The sequence below is a fragment of the Pseudomonas sp. NEEL19 genome (assembly GCF_028751975.1).
In the GTDB taxonomy this organism is placed as follows: domain Bacteria; phylum Pseudomonadota; class Gammaproteobacteria; order Pseudomonadales; family Pseudomonadaceae; genus Aquipseudomonas; species Aquipseudomonas juntendi.
Window position 1 is genome coordinate 603,864 of record NZ_CP081491.1, and the last position, 15,690, is coordinate 619,553.

Below are 15,690 nucleotides of genomic sequence, written 5' to 3' on the forward strand. Positions count from 1 at the left end.
GCGGGACAAGGATCGGCGCAGGTGGATCATTACTGACTATGACAGTTGGAGCCGCGTTATCCGGTCGATGGGCTATCCCCGCTCAGCCAACCCACAGCCCCCGCTGCTGCAACCGCCACCCCACCCACCCCAACGTCACCGCCCGCAACCCCATGAACCCGAGAAACGCCAACCACAAGCCATGGTTGCCAAACCCGCTCATGGCCACCGCCACCGGCAGCGCAATCAGCACCGAAACCAGCATCGCATTGCGCATCTCCCGCGCGCGGGTGGCGCCGATGAACAAACCGTCCAGCAAATAACTCCACACCGCAATCAATGGCAGCAACGCCAGGTAAGGCAAGTACGGGTAAGCCGCTGCGCGGACGCTGTCGATGTCGGTCTGCAGATCGATGAACAGGTGCCCACCCAGCAGGAACATCCCGGCAAACCCGAGACTGGTGATCAGTGACCAACCACAGGCCACCACCAGCGAGCGGCGCAAGGTGAGGCGATCACCGGCACCGATGGCGTGGCCGCACAGTGCCTCCACCGCATGCGCCAGCCCATCCAGCGCATAGGCGGTCAGCAGCAGGCCATTGAGCAGCAGTGCGTTGGCCGCTACGGTCGCCTCGCCCAGGCGTGCGCCTTGCAGGGTGATCAGCAGGAACACCAACTGCAGCGCCAGGCTGCGCAGGAAAATGTCGCGGTTCACGGCCAGTAGCGGTCGCCAGGCCTGCCAGTGCTTCAGTGCTGCCCATGCGACCTGCCCTGGGTAGGCGCGCAGCGCCGGGCGGGTCAGGGCCAGGCCGAGCAGGGCGGCACTCCACTCGGCAATCACCGAGGCCCGCGCTGAACCCAGCACACCCCAGTCCAGGCCCAGAACGAACCACAGGTTCAGCGCGATGTTCAGCAGGTTGGTCGTCAGCAGGATCGCCAGCGGCGCGCGGGCGTTCTGCGTGCCAAGGAACCAGCCGACCAAGGCATAGCTGGCCAGCGCTGCAGGCAGCCCGAGCAGGCGGGTGTGGAAGAAGTCTTCGGTGGCTTGCTGCAACGCGTCGCTGGGTTGCATCGCATGCAGTGCCAACTGGCTGAAGGGAATGGCCAGCAGGCCAATCAACAGGGCAAAGCCGACCGCCAGCAGCAGCCCTTGAACCAGCACCTGGCGCAACGCCGCGCCGTCGCGCCGCCCGGCGGCCTGGGCGGCGAAACCAGTGGACCCCATGCGCAGGAAGCCCATGAGGCCGACCATGAACGTGAACAACGTGGCGCCCACGGCCACTGCGCCCAACTGGTGGGCGTGGGGCAGGTGGCCGATGACGGTGCTGTCGACCAGGGCTACCAAGGGCACGGAGATGTTGGACAGGATCATCGGCGCGGCCAGCGCCCAGACCTTGTGGTGGGTGGGGCGGTGGCGCCAGTCGGCGGTCAGTGCAGTCATTGCGGTCCTTGGGAATCTGGGGCTGCTGCGCAGCCCAATCGCGACACAAGGCCGCTCCCACATCGATCGGCGTACGCAGGCCTTTGAGGTGCGCCCTTGTGCGCGAAAGGGGCGCAAAGCACCCCCGGCTATTCTGAATGGGCACAGTGTAACGGCCAGGCAAGCAAACCGCGCGAACATGATTCCGGCCAGCTATAATTGCGGCCCTTAAGTACCCGCTGCCAAAGAGTTCCTACTCCATGTTCAACAAAGGATTGTTGCTGGCCTGCGCGCTGGCCTTGCTCAGTGCCTGTGACTCTTCCACGCCGGACAAACCGGCGCCGGCCGAGAAGCCGGCAGCCACCGCGCCCGCCGAGGCCCCCGCTGCCAAGCGCGAAGACCCTGCCGTGCTCGCCAAGCGCTATGCAGGCCGCGAGCTGGCTGTGCTCGACGTTTCCGAAGTGCAGCTCGACGGCGCCGCGACGCTGTCGATCAGCTTCTCTGCCCCGCTGGATGCCAAGCAGGACTTCGCTACCAAAGTGCACCTGGTCGATACCGTCAAAGGCAAGCTCGATCGCGCCTGGGAGCTCTCCGACAACCAGATGGAGCTGCGCCTGCGCCACCTCGAACCCCAGCGCAAGCTGGTGCTGACCGTGGACAAAGGCCTGCTGGCGGTGAACGGCGAGCAACTGGCCAGTGAGTCGGTGACCCGCCTGGAAACCCGCGACATGCAGCCGACCATCGGCTTCGCCAGCCGCGGTTCGCTGCTGCCCACACGCCTGGCAGAGGGCCTGCCGGTCATCGCCCTGAACGTCGACAAGGTCGATGTCGAGTTCTTCCGGGTCAAGCCGGAGATGCTCTCGAACTTCCTGGCCAGCTGGGGGCGCAACAGCAGCCTGTACTACTACCAGTCCAAGGAAACCCTGGACATGGCCGAACTGGTCTACAGTGGCCGCTTCGACCTGAACCCGGCACGCAACACGCGCGAGACCGTGCTGCTGCCCATCGCTGGCATCAAGCCGCTGCAGGCGCCTGGCGTGTACCTGGCTGTGATGCGTGCCTCCGGCACCTACGATTACTCGCAGCCGGCCACCCTGTTCACCCTCAGCGACATTGGCGTTTCCGCGCACCGCTACCGTGACCGCCTGGACGTATTCGCCCAGTAGTTGGAAGGCGGCAAGGCCATGAGCGGCGTCAACCTGGAAATCCATGACGACAAGGGCAAGCTGCTGGCCCAGGCCGCCACCGATGGCAAGGGCCACGCCCAGTTGCCGATCACGCCCAAGGCCGACACCCTGATCGCCACCCAGGGTGTGCACACCACGCTGCTGCGCTTGAACACTGCCGCGCTGGACCTCGCCGAGTTCGACATCACCGGGCCCCAGGCCAACCCCTTGCAGTTGTTCATCTTCGGCCCGCGCGACCTGTATCGCCCAGGCGAAACGGTGCTGCTCAACGGCCTGCTGCGTGACCAGGACGGCAAGCCCGTCAAGGCCCAACCGGTGAACGTGGAAGTGCGCCGCCCGGATGAACAGGTCAGCCGCAAGTTCGTCTGGGAGACCGATGCCAATGGCCTGTTCCAGTACCAGTTGCAGCTGGCCGGCGAGGCCCCGACCGGTCGCTGGCAACTGTTGCTCGACCTCGGCGGTGGGCGCCAGCAGGTCTACGAATTCCTGGTTGAAGACTTCCTGCCCGAGCGTCTTGCGCTGGAGCTCAAGGGCAGCAGCGAGCCACTGTCACCGGATGAAAACGCGCGCATCCAGGTCACTGGCCGTTACCTGTACGGCGCTCCGGCGGCCGGCAACCGCCTGAGTGGCCAAGCCTACGTGCGCCCCTTGCGCGAGGCGGTGCCGGCGTTGCCGGGTTACCAGTTCGGCTCGGTCACCGAAACCGAACTGAACCAGGACCTGGAGCTGGATGAAGTCACCCTCGACCAGGCGGGCAAGGCCGTGGTCGATATCGAAAGCCGCTGGGCAGAAGCCCGCTCGCCGTTGCAACTGACCGTGCAGGCCAGCTTGCAGGAGTCCGGCGGCCGGCCGATCACCCGGCGCCTGGAACAGCCGATCTGGCCGGGCGAGCGCCTGCCAGGCTTGCGCGGCCTGTTTGACGGTGAGGAAACCGATAGCGACGGGCCGGTGGAGTTCGAGGTACTGGTGGCCGACCACGACGGCAACAAGCTGGCGGCCAACGACCTCAAAGTGCGCCTGGTGCGTGAGCGTCGTGATTACTACTGGAACTACTCGCAAAGCGATGGCTGGAGCTATGCCTACAACGAGAAGTTCCTGACCCAGAGCGAAGAGACGGTCAGCGTCAAGGCCGGCTCCACGGCCAAGCTGAGCTTCCAGGTGGAATGGGGCCCTTACCGGGTCGAGGTGGAAGACCCGCAGACCGGCTTGGTGTCCAGCGAGCGCTTCTGGGCCGGTTACCGTGCCCAGGACAACGCCGAAGGCGGTGCCGTACGCCCCGACCAGGTCAAACTGGCGCTGGACAAGCCGGCCTATGCTGATGGCGCCACGGCCAAAGTCACCGTGACCCCGCCGGCTGCGGGCAGCGGTTACCTGATGATCGAGTCCAGTGACGGCCCGCTGTGGTGGCAGGAAATCGACGTGCCCGCCGAGGGCAAGACGTTCGACGTGCAACTGGACAAGGCCTGGGCCCGCCATGACCTGTACATCAGTGCGCTGGTAATCCGCCCTGGTGAGCGCAAGGCCAATGCCACGCCCAAGCGTTCGGTCGGTGTGCTGCACCTGCCGCTGGACCGCGCCGGCCGCAAGCTGGCGGTGAGCCTGCAAGCCCCCGAGAAAATGCGCCCCAAACAGCCGCTGACGGTGAACGTGAAGGCCGCCAACGCCGACGGCAGTGTGCCGCGGCAAGTGCATGTGCTGGTGTCGGCAGTGGACGTAGGTATCCTCAATATCACCGACTTCAAGACCCCCGACCCGTTCGCCAGCCTGTTCGGGCGCAAGGCCTACGGTGCCGACCAACTGGACATCTACGGCCAGTTGATCGAGGCCGGGCAAGGCCGCCTGGCCAGCCTGGCATTCGGCGGTGACGCGGCCATGGCCAAGGGGGGCAAGCGCCCCAACACCACGGTTACCATCGTCGCCCAGCAAAGCGTGCCGGTTACCCTGGATGACAACGGCCAGGGCCAGGTAACGGTCGATATCCCCGACTTCAATGGTGAACTGCGCCTGATGGCCCAAGCCTGGACCGACGACCACTTCGGCATGGCCGAAGGCAAGACGGTAGTCGCTGCGCCGCTGATCGCCGAGCTGTCGGCACCGCGTTTCCTCGCCGGCGGCGACCGCACCAACCTGGCCCTGGATTTGGCCAACCTGTCGGGCCGGGCCCAGCAGTTGCAGGTTGAAGTCAGCAGCGAAGGGCAACTGAGCCTGGCCGCCAATGCCTTGCACACCGTGGCCCTGGCCGAAGGCCAGCGCTCGACGCTGCTGATTCCAGTGCAGGCCCAGGGCGGCCTGGGGCAGGGCAAGGTCCGGGTGCGTGTCACCGGGTTGCAACTGCCCAACGAGCCAAGCACCGCCTTCGAGCGCGAGTGGGCGCTGGGCGTGCGCCCTGCCTACCCGGCGATGCTCAAGCACTACCGCGTGGCCTTGAAGGACCAGCCATGGACGCTGCCCGAAGCAGACCTGGCCGCCTTCGAACCGGCGGGCCTGGAGGCCAGCCTGGCCTTGTCGAGCCGGCCACCGCTCAACCTGGCCGAGCAGATCCGCGCGCTGGAGGCGTACCCGTACGGTTGCCTGGAGCAGACCACCAGCGGCCTTTACCCGTCGCTGTATGCCGATCCCCAAAGCCTCAAACGCCTGGGCATCAAGGGTGAGCCGGCAGATGTGCGCAAGCGCAAGATCGAGATGGGCATCGAGCACCTGCTGGGCATGCAGCGCTACAACGGTAGCTTTGGCCTGTGGAGTTCGGACAGCGAGGAGGAATACTGGCTGACCGCCTATGTCACCGACTTCCTCCTGCGGGCCCGCGACCAAGGTTATGGGGTACCGGCCGAAGCGCTGAAGAAGGCCAGCGAGCGCCTGCTGCGCTACCTGCAGGAGCGCAACCTGATCGAGGTCGACTACAGCGAAAACGCCGAACATACCCGCTTCGCCGTGCAGGCCTATGCCGCGCTGGTGCTCGCGCGCAGCCAGCAAGCGCCGCTGGGCGCGTTGCGCGGTTTGTTCGAGCGCCGGGCCGATGCCCGCTCTGGGCTGCCGCTGGTGCAGCTGGCGGTGGCACTGGACAAGATGGGCGACAAACCGCGTGCCCAGCAAGCCCTGCAAGCCGGGCTTGGCATCAGCCGCAGCAAGGGGTGGATGGCTGACTATGGCAGCCCGCTGCGTGATCAGGCGCTGATCCTGGCGCTGCTGCAGGAAAGCAACCTGGCCACCAACCAGGTCGACCAGCGTCTGTTTGCCCTGTCGGATGAACTGGCGGCCAACCGCTGGCTGTCGACCCAGGAGCGTAATGCCTTGTTCCTCGCCGGCCGTGGCCTGCTGGGCAAGCCCGAGGGCCAGTGGCAGGCGCGCCTGGACAGTGCCGGCGAAGTGCGCGAGTTGAACAACGCCGAGTCTGGCATGAAGCTGGATGGCCCGCTGCTGGCCTCGCCGCTGAGCGTGCAGAATGAAGGCAGCGCGACCCTCTACCAGCAACTGACATTGTCTGGCTACCCGCGCCAGGCGCCTGCCGCCGGCGGTAACGGTATGCAGATCCGCCGCGAATACCTGGGCATGAATGGCCAGCCACTGGACCTGCACAACCTGCGCAGTGGCGATCTGGTCCTGGTGCACCTGGCGCTCAAGGCCCAGGACCGCGTGCCCGATGCGCTGGTAGTGGACCTGCTGCCGGCTGGCCTGGAGCTGGAGAACCAGAACCTGGCGCAAAGTGCCGCCAGCCTGGACAACGCCAGCAGTGCGGTGAAGGAATGGCGCGAATCGATGCAGAACGCCAGCGTGGTGCATCAGGAGTACCGTGACGACCGCTACGTGGCGGCGCTCAAGCTCGACGGTTATGGCGCCACGCACCTGTTGTACCTGGCGCGGGCGGTGACCCCGGGCACCTACCGCGTACCGCCGCCGCAGGTTGAGTCGATGTATCGGCCGAACCTGCAGGCGGTGGGTGATGGGCAAGGCGAGATGACGGTAAAAGCCCGCTAGGCTTGTGCTGCTGTTACCGGCCTCATGCTGGCAAGCCAGGTGCTGCACCTGGCTTCGATGCTGCTGCGGTCACCGTGGCAGCCGGCTTGCTGGCGGGCCGCCGTGCGGCCTCCCGGGCGGTCCCTGGGATGGCTCAGTGGATCACCCAGCTCATTACCCACAACCCCAGCACCAGCCAGATGATCCCAAGGATGATCGACGCACGCATGAATGCGCGGATGGCCGAGTACAGCAGCATCAGGCCGATGATCAGGGCCAGGATGCTGACCAGCGAGGTGTCCATGCCCAAGGTGCGCGCCAGGCCGTCGATGAAATTGCCACCGGCATTGGCCAGCAGGTTGAACAGCCCGCTCAATGCGTCGACGATGAAGCGAATCAACGATCCCAGTGCCTGGCCCAGCCACTCGAAAAAACCTTCTACATGCATAGTTGCTTCCTGATGAACGAGTCGGCGAGTTTGCCGTCCCCAAGCCTTTGGCCATCACCTGGCCAGGTCGGTTCCCGATGCCAAGCTTAGCGCGGCCACGCAGCCGTGCGGGCAGGTTGTTGCGCGCCGTGCTGCTCGGCCTGCTGTTGCTGGCTGGCCTGTTGTGGCTGGCAGACCGCATTTGGCCCCTGCCCATGCCGGGTGACGACCTGGCGCGGGTAGTGCTGGCCGAGGATGGCACACCGTTATGGCGGTTTGCCGATACTGATGGCGTGTGGCGTTACCCGGTCAGCCCTGATGAGGTTTCACCGCTGTATCTGCAGGCGTTGTTGACCTACGAAGACCGCTGGTTCTATCACCACCCCGGGGTCAACCCGCTGGCGCTGGCCCGTGCTGCCTGGCTGAACCTGCGCGGTGGGCGAGTGGTGTCGGGCGGCAGCACGCTGTCGATGCAGGTGGCCCGCCTGCTCGACCCGCACGACCGCACCCTGGCTGGCAAACTGCGCCAGCTGTGGCGCACGTTGCAACTGGAATGGCACCTGTCCAAGCGCGAGATCCTGCAAATCTACCTGAACCGCGCGCCGTTCGGCGGTACCTTGCAGGGGGTGGCCGCAGCCAGTTGGGCCTACCTGGGCAAGTCGCCGCGGCACCTGACCCCGGCCGAAGCCGCGTTGCTGGCGGTGTTGCCGCAGGCACCCAGCCGCCTGCGCCCCGACCGCCACCCCGAGCGGGCACAGCGCGCACGCGACAAGGTACTGCAGCGCCTGGCGGAGTATCAGGTGTGGCCGGCAAGGCAAATTCGTGAAGCGGCCGAAGAACCGCTGGTGCTGGCCCCACGGCAAGAGCCAGCGCTGGCGCCATTGCTGGCGCGGCGCTTGAACAGCGCCAACAGCCCACCGCTGATCCGCACCACACTCGATGCGGCCTTGCAACGGCGCCTCGAAGACTTGCTGCTGGGCTGGCGCGCACGCCTGCCAGAGCGCACCTCTGCCGCCATTCTGGTGGTCGAAGCACAGACCATGGCCGTGCGTGCCTACCTGGGGTCGATCGACCTGGCCGACGAGCGCCGCTTTGGTCATGTCGACATGGTGCGTTCGCTGCGCTCGCCCGGCTCTACGCTCAAACCTTTCCTGTACGGCATGGCATTGGACGACGGCCTGATCCATTCCGAATCGCTGCTGCAGGATGTACCGCGACGCTACGGCGACTACCGGCCGGGCAATTTCTCCATGGGTTTCAGCGGACCGGTGTCGGCCAGCTCGGCGTTGGCGCTGTCGCTGAACCTGCCGGCAGTGCAACTGCTGGAAGCCTACGGCCCCAAGCGCTTTGCCGCGCAACTGCGTATGGCGGGTATGCCACTGGCACTGCCGCCTTTGGCAGAGCCCAACCTGTCGCTGATCCTGGGCGGCGCCGGTAGCCGCCTGGAAGACCTGGTGGGCGGCTATGCCGCGTTTGCCCGGGGCGGCAACACCGCGCAGGTCCGCCTGCAGCCGCAGGACCCGCTGGTCGAGCGGCGTCTGTTGTCGCCGGGTGCAGCGTGGATCGTGCGGCGTATTCTCAGCGGCCAGGCACGCCCCGACCGTGACCCGCATGCCGAACTGGTGCAGCGCCCGCAACTGGCCTGGAAGACCGGCACCAGCTATGGCTTTCGCGATGCCTGGTCGATTGGCGTGGGCCCGCGCTACCTGATTGGTGTGTGGATCGGTCGCCCAGACGGTACGCCGGTAGCAGGGCAGTTCGGCCTGGCGTCGGCCGCCCCCCTGATGTTGCAGGTGCACGACCTGTTGAGCAATCGCGACAGCCAGCGGGGTATCAGCGTGCCAGTCTTGCCGGTGCCCGCCAGTGTCGGCGTGGCCGCGATCTGTTGGCCGCTTGGCCAGCCCATGGCCAGGCAGGACAGTAACTGCCGGCGCCAGCGGTTTGCCTGGACCTTGGACGGCACCACGCCGCCAACCTTGCAGGCCGCCGACCAGCCGCTGGGCCTGGGCTTGCGCGAGACGGTGTGGGTCAACCCGCATGGCTTGCGTGTGGATGGGAGTTGCCCAGGCGCCACGGCCCGCGATATTGCCCTGTGGCCGGCACCGCTGGAGCCTTGGCTACCGCGGATGGAGCGGCGTGCCGCACGGTTGCCGGCCATCGACCCAAACTGCCCGCCACAGGTACCGGCCAGCGCACCACCGCTGTCGATCGTGGGGGTGCGCCCGGGCGACAATCTGCGCCGGCCGGCCACCAGCAGTGAGCCTTTGCAGTTGCATGTTTCGGCCCTGGGGGGCGGCGGCCGGCGTTGGTGGTTCCTCAATGGCCAGCCGCTGGGGGAGACCCAGGGGCAGGACAGCCTGCTGCTGCGTTTGCCCCAGGTTGGCCAGGCCGAACTCAGCGCCCTGGATGAAAGCGGTGAGACTGCCCGGGTGGCGTTTCAGGTCAGTGAGTAGGCGCCCGAGGGCAATGTGGGGCGGTAATACGCCCCGGGTACAGCAGGCCGCCGGTCAGTGGGTAGTGAAACGTTGATGCACTGGCGATGAGCTGGGCGTCAGCGCCAGCGCCAATTGGGTACGGTTATGCATATGCGTCAACCGCAGCACCTGCGACACGTACAGTTTGACGGTGTTCTCGGTGATCCCCAGTTCACAGGCAATCTGGTAGTTGGTCTTGCCCTTGCTCACCAGCCGCGCGACCTCCAACTGGCGGGGCGACAGTTTCTCGAACGCTGCGGGTAGCTCGCTCTCGCTCTCTTCGCCATCCGTGGCACGCCGGTGGGCGCCTTGGCCGCGGGCTTTCTCCAGCTCCTGATACAGCTCGTCCACAGACTCGGCCAAGTCTTGCAAACGCTGGTTCAAGCCGCCCAGGTTGCGGAGGTTGCGCTGGCGCTCGAGCAAGGCCTGCTCCTGCTGGCGCACACCTTCGAGCAGTTCCTCAAGGTCCATGGGTTTCTGGTAATAGTCGGCAAAACCTGCGCGCAGGGCGCGGATCACGTCCTGTTTTTCCCCCCGGCCGGTCAGCATGATGGCCTCGAACATGCGTTGGCTGCCGTCGATCTCCTTCAAGGCGCGCACCAGCTCGATGCCGTCCCGTTCGGGCATTTCAAGGTCGCAGATGATGAGGCCGACTGCAGGGTCCGACGTATACCGCTCTATGGCTTCGTCGGTGGAATAGGCGGGTACGCAGGTGTAACCCGCGGTTTCAAGGTATTCACATAGCTGCTCGACAATGACCGGTTGGTCGTCGACCACCAATACCTTCACTTCACTCACTGGTCTGGACACGATCAACTCCCTGTTCGTATACGGCCCTGCTCCCGGGCCAGACGCTCTGGCAATGTAAAAAGTAGTCGCACGCGGCGATTCTGTACAAACCCTGTACACATTGTCCGACCGCAGGCATCGCTATTGGATCCATACGGCTGTCAGCAGAAAGCCGGCGAGCACGTAGGGGACGAACGCCTGCTTGTCGCCCATCTCCTCGGTCAGGGCTTGCAGGCGCTTCTTGATCTTGGGGTTGAGCAGCAGCCATAAACGCCGACGGGCAAGCAGCCAGACCAGCACGCTGACCCCAGCGCCAATGAACGTGCCAAGCACGTATTGCGTGCCGCTGGCCAGGGCCAGGGCGCCCATCAGCTTGACATCATCGGCGCCGAAGTGGCCGTACATATAGCCGGGCAGGGTCAACAGCATGACGATGGCCAGCGCCCATCCGGCATCGCTGGCATCGGCACCCATCCAGCTATGGCCAGTGGCGAACAGCCAGAGCAGGGCACAGCTGGCCACACCCAGGGTAAGCAGGTTGGAGATCTGGCGTTGACGCACATCCTGTTCGGAGCACAAGGCAAGCCACAGCAGCAGAACAATGCTTTGCATTGGCAGGTCGCCCTTCCTAAAAGTTGAACACTTCTACCCGGTCAGTCAGGTTTCCTTGACTGAAGATAGACCGGAACGTGCGCAGAAGTAGGCCTTGCAACCGAAAAAGGCGTGGTCGGAACGGATTTTGTCGTAGTTGTCACCGGGGGCTGCGCTTGAGCCCCTGGCTGCTTTTGGAGGTTACTTCCGGCTACCCGGCGGGTAATTGCCCAGCACCTTGGCCACGGTGTTTTGAATGGCGCTGTTACGCTCTTCAGGGCCCGGTGGGTAGTTGTTCATGATCTGCTCGGCACTGCCGCGCCAGACCAGCTTGCCGTCACGGCCATCGAAAAGGTCGACCTGAATGGTGGCCACCTTGTAATCGACGCTGCGGGTTTCGTTGTACATGGGGCCACCCCAGTACCCGCCCCAATAACCACCCCAGCCCCCGCCGTAATTGGTGGTGATCTGTTGCTGGCGCTGCTCGACGATCAGGTAGGTACGTACGGTCAGGTCTGGCCGCGCGCCGCCCTGCACCGGGCGCAGGCCGCGCTGGTCGAGCTGCTCGGCCACTGCCGTACGGATGCGCTGTTCGGTCAGGTCGCTCTTGATGCGAGGGTCATCCGGGCGGTACTGCAAACCTGGCTCCTGCCATGCCCAGCTGCGGTAGGCGGCAAAGTCGCGGCTGGCATCGAAATCCTGCTGAACGTTAGTGCTCGAGCAGGCTGACAATACCAGCGCGAATGACAGTAGAACGAGACGGCGCAACATGATGGTTCTCCGTTGGCTATTAACTGGGAGGATAGCCGCTGAGCGCCTTGTGCACAGCATCGCGCACGGCGTTTTCGCGTTCGCGTGGCGAGTCCTTGTCGCTGCCGCTTTCGGCGCTGGCGCTCCATACCGGTTGGCCGGTACGGGCGTCGTAGAGGTCGATGCGCACCACCATCACCTGCACCTCGTAGGTCCGCACCACTGGCACGCTGGCATAGCCCCCGTAGCCGTGGCGGTAACCGCCATAGCCCACGCTGCCGTAGGGGTAAGGGTCATAGGTGTCGTAATCGCGCACTTGCCGCAAGCGCCTCTCCAGCCGCATGTCGGCGCTTACCAGCAAGTCGCCGGGGCCGCCCCGCGCCGGGCGCAGGCCATGCTGGTCGAGGGCACCACCAACGGCATCGGCCAGGGGCGCCGGGTCGGCCCCCGCCGAGCCACTGGGCAACCGGCCGTTACGCCAGCTCCAGCTGCGGTAGCGCCCGTAATCGCGTGCCGGTGCCGGGTAGGCACTGGCATCGAAGGTAGCGGCCGCCTGTGCCGGCGCCGGGGGCAACGGCCGGCTGCTGGCAACATACGGATTGGGGCTCTGGCAGCCAGCCAGGGCCAGCGGCAGCAGGGCCAGGTACAACAGACGGTATGGCATGTATTCCTCCCGGCAGGCCGCTCAGCGAGGGCGGCAAACCCAGTGCAGGTAGCGCCCGAGCCCGGCGAACCCAGGGTGGCGGCGGTACGCCAGCTCCATCTCCAGCAGGTCGAGCAGTTCGGCCTTGGCCTGGAACTCCTTGGGCATGTAGTCGTGGAACACCCGCGCACCGCTTTCACTTTGCACCTGCCACAAGGGTTCAAGGTGCGCCTTGAGCTCGCGTGGATCAAGCGGTTTCTGTGGCGTCAGGCTCTGCTTTTCACCTTCCAGGCGGTTGCTGCGCAGCTTGCGGAAATGGCCTTTGAGCAAGTTGCGGTAGACCAGGGCGTCGCGGTTGTAGAACGCCAGCGACAACCAGCCACCCGTGGCGGTGAGCTGGTGCAGCACGGGCAGGATGCTCTCGGGTTCGGCCAGCCATTCCAGCACAGCGTGGCACAGCACCAGGTCGTAGGGCTCGTTCAATTGGCCGAGCAGGTCTTGCCAGGGGGCCTGGAGGAAGGTGGCCGTCTGGCCGGCTTCGGCAAAACGGGCCTGGGCGCCGTCGAGCATGGGTGCAGCCGGTTCTGCCAGGGTCACCTGGTGGCCACGTTCGGCCAGCCACAAGGCCATGTGACCCAGGCCGGCGCCGATATCCAGAACACGCAACGGGCGATCAGGCAGCGCCTCGGCCAGGTCGGCCTGCAAGACGGCCAGGCGGATCGCGCCCTTGGCGCCGCCGTAGATCTTTTCCGCGAAGCGGGTGGCCAGTTCATCGAAATGACGGTCGTTCATCGAGCGAAACGCCTCTCGCTGTCGGCCAGCTTGGCCCGCACCACCTGGTCCATGTCCAGGCCCAGCTCACTGCACAACAGCAACAGGTAGAGCACCACGTCACCGACTTCCTGCCCGGCGTGGGCCAATTTGTCGGCAGGCAGCTGGCGCGATTCGTCTTCGCTCAGCCACTGAAAAATCTCGACCAGCTCGGCCATTTCGACGCTGGCGGCCATGGCCAGGTTCTTCGGGCTGTGAAAGCCACGCCAGTCGTTGTTGTCACGGATCTGGTGCAGGCGTTGGGTAAGCTCTTGCAGGTTCATCGAGGGTCTCCAAATGCTGCATAGCTTCTGCCCTGGCCCGATGCAAAGCAAGGGGCCGCCGCGTAGCGCCCCCAGGTTCCGGCAATGAGCTCTAGAGCTGATCCCAGCGGCCGAGCATATGCAGTATGCCCCCATGCCCATCCAGCCGCAGCACTCCTGCAGGCCCCGCCTCGCTGGCACTGAGCACCACTTCGGAGGGCAACCTGACCGGCTTGCGGAAAGCCACCTCAAAGGCATAGCCGCTGTGCGGCAGGTGCCCGCGCAATGCGGCCAGTGCCATGGCCTTTGTCCACATGCCATGGGCAATAGCCGTGGGAAAGCCGAACAACCGTGCACTCACCGCACTCAGGTGGATAGGGTTGTAGTCCCCGCACACCTTGGCATAACGCCGACCGATGTTACTGTCGGCATACCAGCGGGTGGCCTCGGGCAAGCAAGGCGGTTCGTCGTCGGCCCGCCCGCCGGCCTGGCCATCCAGCTTCAGCCCACGTACCAGCATGCGGCTTGTTTCACGCCAGAGCACGCCGATGCCATCTTCGGCTTCTGTCACCAGGTCGAAGGTGCCACCTTTGTCATGCGCCTGCAGGTTGTGCGCATACACCGCAAAGCGCAGCCCTTCGATAGCGCCCAGTGGCCGCAGCACTTCGATGCGATTTTGCAGGTGCACCAGCCCCAGCAGCGGGAAGGGAAAGTCACGGGCGGTCATCAGCTGCAATTGCAGCGCAAAAGCCATGACGTGTGGATAAGTAGCCGGCAGGCGGCCATCGTCGGGGAAGTGGCAAAGCCGCCGATAGGCGTCCAAGTTGGCCGGATCAACCTGGATGAAGCAGCGCAGGCCATCGTCGGGCAGGTGCTCACCGCTGATCGTGCGCTTGCTGGCGGCACGCAGGTACAGACTGGGGCGGGCAGCAGGGCTATGCAGGTCGTGCCATTGTCGGCTCATGGTCAGGCCCCCATCAGTGCCTGGCCGCAAACACGCAGCACCTGGCCGTTGACCGCCCCCGAGCCCGGCTGGCTGAGCCAGGCAATGGCCTCGGCCACGTCCTGTGGGCGACCGCCCTGGCCCAGCGAACTCAAGCGTCGCCCGGCTTCGCGCAGGCCCATGGGCATGGTTGCGGTCATGTGGGTTTCGATGAAGCCGGGGGCCACGGCGTTGATGCTCGCGCCCCGCTCGGCGAGCCTCGGCGCCCAGGCCTGGGCCAGGCCGATCAGCCCGGCCTTGCTGGCGGCATAGTTGGCCTGGCCGCGGTTGCCGGCAATGCCGCTGACCGAGGCCAACAAGGTTATGCGCGCATGTTCACCCAACGCGCCACCGTCAAACAGCGCCTGGGTCAGCACCTGTGGCGCCTGCAGGTTGACCGCGAGCACGGCGTCCCAATAGTCCGGGGTCATGTTGGCCAGGGTCTTGTCGCGCGTGATGCCAGCATTGTGCACAACGATGTCTATGGCGTCGGGCAGGGCAGCCAGCAGTTGTGAGGCGGCATCGCTGGCGCAGATGTCCAGCGCCAAGGCCTTGCCGCCAAGCCGGGCAGCGAGCGCATCGAGTTCTCGGCTGGCCTGTGGCACATCCAGCAGCAGAACGTCGGCACCGTCACGTGCCAAGGTTTGCGCAATGGCCGCACCGATACCGCGCGCGGCGCCGGTAACAAGTGCACGGCGGCCAGCCAACGGGCGGGTCCAGTCCTCGACCTGGCTGGCGCAGGCTCCAAGGCGCAGCACCTGGCCGGAGATGAACGCGCTCTTGGGCGAGAGGAAGAAGCGCAAGGCACCTTCCAGTTGGTCTTCAGCGCCGGGGCCGACGTACAGCAACTGAGCGGTTGCGCCATTGCGCAGTTCCTTGGCCAGCGAGCGGCTGAAGCCCTCCAGGGCGCGCTGGGCGATACTGGCCAGCGGGTTGTCGAGGCTTTCCGGTGGCCGGCCCAGCAGCACGATGTGGGCGCACGGGCCCAGGCTGCGCAGCAGCGGCTGGAAAAATTCGCGCAACTGCTTCAGCTCATCGCTGTCGGACAAGTGACTGGCGTCGAACACCACGGCTTTGATTTTCGGCCCCAGGCCAGCGACCCAAGGCTCGCCCTGCAGGTGGTCGGCATTGAAACGGTATATGTTATCGGTAAGGCGCGCGGCGAAGGCTTCGACCTGGCCTGCCAGGGGGCCGCCACCCAGTACCAACGCCCCCTCCACCGGGCGCAAGCGGCCAGCCTGCCAGCGCTCCAGTGGTGCAGGGCGTGGCAGGCCCAGGGCATCCACCAGGCGGCGGCCAAGGTTGGAGTTGGCAAAACCGAGGTAGCGATCGCTCATGAGTAGGTCTCCGCAAAGGCAAGCTTGAAAGTGTGGACCAAGTTTGTGGCATGGTCGTTCGACCAGGGTAAGAACACCCAGGCA

General features: G+C 65.5%; 11 protein-coding genes and 1 pseudogene. 2 read left to right on the forward strand and 10 right to left on the reverse strand.

Annotation, left to right across the window (positions count from 1 at the left end):
- Positions 1-82: 82 nt before the first annotated feature.
- Positions 83-1,420: an MATE family efflux transporter gene (locus tag K4A76_RS02780; protein WP_274411487.1), complete on the reverse strand. Its 1,338-nt coding sequence runs from the start codon at positions 1,418-1,420 to the stop codon at positions 83-85.
- A 239-nt stretch (positions 1,421-1,659) separates the two neighbouring features.
- Between K4A76_RS02780 and K4A76_RS02785 the strand changes: the two are divergent.
- A pseudogene (locus K4A76_RS02785) lies at positions 1,660-6,561 on the forward strand (alpha-2-macroglobulin family protein).
- Between the two features lie 133 nt (positions 6,562-6,694).
- On the opposite strand, the gene K4A76_RS02790 reads toward K4A76_RS02785, so the two are convergent.
- A complete protein-coding gene (locus K4A76_RS02790) occupies positions 6,695-6,988 on the reverse strand; it encodes a hypothetical protein (RefSeq protein ID WP_009685776.1) in 294 nt (97 codons plus the stop codon).
- Between the two features lie 77 nt (positions 6,989-7,065).
- On the opposite strand from K4A76_RS02790, the gene pbpC reads away from it, so the two are divergent.
- The gene (pbpC, locus tag K4A76_RS02795; RefSeq protein ID WP_274411488.1) at positions 7,066-9,420 is read left to right on the forward strand and encodes a peptidoglycan glycosyltransferase PbpC; all 2,355 of its coding nucleotides are present in this window, start codon (positions 7,066-7,068) and stop codon (positions 9,418-9,420) included.
- Between the two features lie 54 nt (positions 9,421-9,474).
- On the opposite strand, the gene K4A76_RS02800 is transcribed toward pbpC, so the two are convergent.
- From K4A76_RS02800 to K4A76_RS02835, 8 genes are all read right to left on the reverse strand, one after another.
- On the reverse strand, positions 9,475-10,251 hold the full coding sequence (locus tag K4A76_RS02800) for a response regulator transcription factor (protein ID WP_178126201.1): 777 nt from the start codon (positions 10,249-10,251) through the stop codon (positions 9,475-9,477).
- 120 nt (positions 10,252-10,371) lie between these two features.
- Positions 10,372-10,842, reverse strand: coding sequence for a prepilin peptidase (locus K4A76_RS02805; protein WP_274411489.1), 471 nt, complete (start codon positions 10,840-10,842; stop codon positions 10,372-10,374).
- A 180-nt stretch (positions 10,843-11,022) separates the two neighbouring features.
- Positions 11,023-11,592, reverse strand: coding sequence for a DUF4136 domain-containing protein (locus K4A76_RS02810; RefSeq protein ID WP_029885902.1), 570 nt, complete (start codon positions 11,590-11,592; stop codon positions 11,023-11,025).
- Positions 11,593-11,611: 19 nt separating this feature from the next.
- Positions 11,612-12,235, reverse strand: coding sequence for a DUF4136 domain-containing protein (locus K4A76_RS02815; protein ID WP_047149812.1), 624 nt, complete (start codon positions 12,233-12,235; stop codon positions 11,612-11,614).
- Between the two features lie 21 nt (positions 12,236-12,256).
- Positions 12,257-13,006 (reverse strand): methyltransferase domain-containing protein, encoded by a 750-nt coding sequence (locus tag K4A76_RS02820; RefSeq protein WP_274411491.1) that lies wholly within the window; start codon positions 13,004-13,006, stop codon positions 12,257-12,259.
- Positions 13,003-13,308 (reverse strand): MazG-like family protein, encoded by a 306-nt coding sequence (locus tag K4A76_RS02825; RefSeq protein WP_009685784.1) that lies wholly within the window; start codon positions 13,306-13,308, stop codon positions 13,003-13,005. Before K4A76_RS02825 ends, K4A76_RS02820 begins: the two co-directional genes overlap by 4 nt.
- A gap of 91 nt (positions 13,309-13,399) precedes the next feature.
- On the reverse strand, positions 13,400-14,251 hold the full coding sequence (locus K4A76_RS02830) for a MaoC family dehydratase (RefSeq protein WP_274411492.1): 852 nt from the start codon (positions 14,249-14,251) through the stop codon (positions 13,400-13,402).
- A 2-nt stretch (positions 14,252-14,253) separates the two neighbouring features.
- A complete protein-coding gene (locus K4A76_RS02835; protein WP_274411493.1) occupies positions 14,254-15,606 on the reverse strand; it encodes a 3-oxoacyl-ACP reductase in 1,353 nt (450 codons plus the stop codon).
- Positions 15,607-15,690 lie beyond the last annotated feature (84 nt).